The following is a 3284-nucleotide window of genomic DNA, read 5'->3' as shown; positions in this document are numbered from 1 at the left end:
CTGCTTAGGAATATAAGTTCTCAAGGCATCAAGCCAATCGTTAAAGCGCTCAAACCCTTTAGGAACTTGATTGGTTAGTTCTTGAAACTGCTGTGCAAATGGCGGCACAATTAGCCAGAAAAAACCCGCAATAATTGCAAAAAAGATAGCTACTGCGAGGATGACGGCGAATCCACGCCTCATCCCAAAGCCTTGGAAGCGTTTCGCTAACCGATTTAAGGTGGTGGCTAACACAACTGCGGCAAACATGAGCAAAAGCACTTCCCGAATTTGCCACAGGATGTATAAAGAAAGAACTATGGCGATTAAGCCGATCCATTGACCAAGGTTCACAGGCTGACTCCCAGCGGTTGGCGAGATGCAATTTTATTGTAATTTAGCTAGGGCTTGCTGATTTTAGTAACTTGTGGGTGGATGCTTCCCTTGTTAATTTTGTTTCTGTACTTGAAATCGCCACAGTAGCGCGATCGCCATAATCGCGATCGGCAACAATACTATAATTAGCGCGTTGGTTGCTGTCGCCGGAATTGATAGGCTTGGCCCTGCGTACTTAATCAATACTGATAACAAAGCCGAGAGTAAAAGCAGTTTCAGAATAAATCCTAGTTGATTTTGCATAAAAGTACGGCATACAAATTTTTGTGGTACATACGAATTGTGAAGCTGTTTCCCCCCTTCAGATTATTCTGAAAATATCCTAAGTTCCCAACATCTGCAAGTTATGTAAAGTAGCATAAAGCCCTCCTTCTTGCAGTAATTGATCATGGCTTCCCTGTTCGATTAATTCGCCGCGCTTTAGAACAAAGATCCGGTCTACATTGCGAATCGTAGACAGGCGGTGAGCGATAATAATGGCGGTACGTCTGAGCAAAAGCTGGTTTAATGCCTCTTGAACTAAAGCTTCTGTGCCAACATCTAAACTAGCGGTAGCTTCATCTAATACCAAAATTTGGGGACTGCGAATAGCAGCCCGCGCAAAGGCTAAAAGTTGCTTTTGACCACTAGAAATATTTGTGCCTCGTTCTCGTAGTTGAGTATTATACCCTTGGGGTAATTCTTCTATAAACTGGGCAATGTTGGTTTGCTCTGCTGCTTGTTGAATCTGTTCAATGGTATAGCCATCTCCTAAAGAAATGTTGCTTTTAACATCGCCAGCAAACAAAAAGCCTTCTTGGAAAATTACTGCCATGTAACGCCGCAGTTCTGCCTGTGGTACTTCCCGAATATCTACACCATCTATGAGAATGCGTCCTTGGGTGGGTTCGTAGAGGCGGCACAAAAGACGGATGATCGAACTTTTACCCGCACCTGTGGGGCCGACTAATGCAATTTTTTCACCTGGATGAATGGTGAAATCTAAGTCTTTAATTACGTAATCATCATTTTTGTAAGCAAACCAGACGTGATCAAAACGGATTTCTCCCAGTTCAGGCGGGGAAATTACGTCTGGGGATTCTAGATTGGCAACGATCTCGTCTATGTAGCCAAATTTTGCATCAAATATTGAGAAGCGGACATTGGCGCGATCGCGGATTTCTATCGGTTCATCTAATATATCGCCTACGCGTTCAATGGCAGTAAAACCTGCTTGAATTACTGTAAATTTTTCGGCAAAATCCCTTAAAGGATCAAATAATCGCTGGGCATACAAGATAAATGCAGATAATGTCCCAAAAGCTAAACTTTTTCCTAACAGTAACAAACCACCCATGCACAAAACAGCTGCGATCGCAATCAGACCAATCCATTCCAAGGTTGCTGAAATAAATGAATCATAAAAGATGGTTTGATCCATTTGCTGGGTGTAGCGGCTGTTCGTGGCACGAAACAATTCGGCATTAAATTTTTCTCTGCGGAACAACTGCACCACATTAATACCAACCACATTTTCTTGTAGCTGTGAGTTCAATATAGAAAGTTCTTCCCGCCCTTTGTAATTGGCTTTGCGGTACTGTTGCTGAATGTAAACTATTAACCAGGTAATTGGTAACAACATCAATAGCAGCAAGCAAGTGAGTTGCCATTGGATGGAAAACATTAAACCCAAAATCACCAGCATGGAAAACAAATTGGACACAATGCCAATTGCCCCAGTAGAAAAGACATCGCCTAACACTTCCACATCGCTAGTGATTCTGGTAATTAATTTACCTACGGGTGTACGGTCAAAAAAGCGTACAGCTAAAGATGTTACGTGCTGGAATAAGTCTTGGCGAATTGCTGCGGTGATTTGTTGGCCTAGCTTCTGTACTAAATAACCCTGATAGCCTGTTAAAATCAGTCGGCTTGCGATCGCAACTAACAATAATCCCTCCAGGATATTTAGCCCTTCGGACATGGGGCGATTCCTGAGAAATTCGTAAGTGCTTGGTTCATTGCGAATTAGGGAGATAGCTTGGCCAATCAACAGAGGTTGTACGGCATTCGCTAGGGCGATCGGTACAAGTAAGCCCATTGATAGCGCCAGCAGCCGTCCGCTACGACGGGCATAAGGCACTAAACGCAAAAACAACCGCCAGTCATTTTCACGGCGATAGTTTTGCGTATAAGATTTTTTGAGAGATTGGTAGATGCTCATACTAAGAGCATTATATTTAATGTTTGGAAAAAAACACGCTTGTTTAAAGTAGCGTTTGCCTTCCTACTCTGATACCATGCCTGAGATAGAAACTGCAAGACTGTTACTAAGACCCTATACTCCTCAAGACCTGGATGAACTTGCTCCCATTTTGAGCAACCCAGCAGTTATGAGGTATTCACCCAGAGGGCCTATACCTAAAAATCAAGTCAAAGAAGTAACGCAGCAAACATTACAATTTTTTATTACACACTGGCAACAGCACGGTTTTGGTGTATGGGCTGTAGTGGAAAAAGCTACCGCCAAATTAATTGGTCATTGTGGGCTGAATTTTTTACCCAATAGCCCAGAAGTCGAAGTTCTTTATCGGTTAGACGAAGCTTATTGAAATAAAGGAATTGCCAGCGAAGCCGCAAAGGCAAGTTTGAGGTATGGCTTTGAGGAAGTCAAGCTAGATTGCATTGTCGCCATCACTGCACCAGAACATACAGCTTCGCGTCGTGTGATGGAGAAATGCGGCTTGAAATACGAGAAAAATGCTCAATTTTACAACTTAGATGTAGTGTATTATGCTGTGGCTCGTTCAGAATGGCGATCGGATGATTCTCTTTACATTTTGCAAATTTAAATTTTAATTGGGGTAATTATGCCTGAGATCGAAACTGCGCGGCTGCAACTAAGGCACTTCAATCTAAATGACTTTGAT

At 42.7% G+C, this 3284-nt stretch carries 3 protein-coding genes and 1 pseudogene; 1 reads left to right on the top strand and 3 read right to left on the bottom strand.

What is annotated here, in order from left to right; all coding sequences use genetic code 11:
* The 3 genes from LC574_RS32455 to LC574_RS32445 all read right to left on the bottom strand — a co-directional run.
* On the bottom strand, positions 1 to 333 hold a 333-nt coding region (locus LC574_RS32455; protein ID WP_229457707.1), incomplete at its 3' end, for an AI-2E family transporter.
* 93 nt (positions 334 to 426) lie between these two features.
* Positions 427 to 618: a hypothetical protein gene (locus tag LC574_RS32450; protein ID WP_229457706.1), complete on the bottom strand. Its 192-nt coding sequence runs from the start codon at positions 616 to 618 to the stop codon at positions 427 to 429.
* Positions 619 to 697: 79 nt separating this feature from the next.
* Positions 698 to 2578 carry an ABC transporter ATP-binding protein gene (locus LC574_RS32445; RefSeq protein ID WP_229457705.1) on the bottom strand — a complete coding sequence of 627 codons (1881 nt, stop codon included), beginning with the start codon at positions 2576 to 2578 and terminating at the stop codon, positions 698 to 700.
* A gap of 76 nt (positions 2579 to 2654) precedes the next feature.
* Between LC574_RS32445 and LC574_RS32440 the strand changes: the two are divergent.
* Positions 2655 to 3206 (top strand): annotated as a pseudogene (locus tag LC574_RS32440) (GNAT family N-acetyltransferase).
* Positions 3207 to 3284 lie beyond the last annotated feature (78 nt).

The sequence above is a fragment of the Nostoc sp. CHAB 5715 genome (genome assembly GCF_020829685.1).
Classification (GTDB): Bacteria; Cyanobacteriota; Cyanobacteriia; order Cyanobacteriales; family Nostocaceae; genus Nostoc.
Note: the sequence above shows the minus strand (reverse complement) of the source record. Positions and strands in the feature narration are given on the sequence as shown.

Coding starts and splice junctions, on each gene's coding strand:
- LC574_RS32445 (WP_229457705.1), bottom strand. CDS start 2,578: ATGAGCATCTACCAATCTCTCAAAAAATCTTATACGCAAAACTATCGC.
- LC574_RS32450 (WP_229457706.1), bottom strand. CDS start 618: ATGCAAAATCAACTAGGATTTATTCTGAAACTGCTTTTACTCTCGGCT.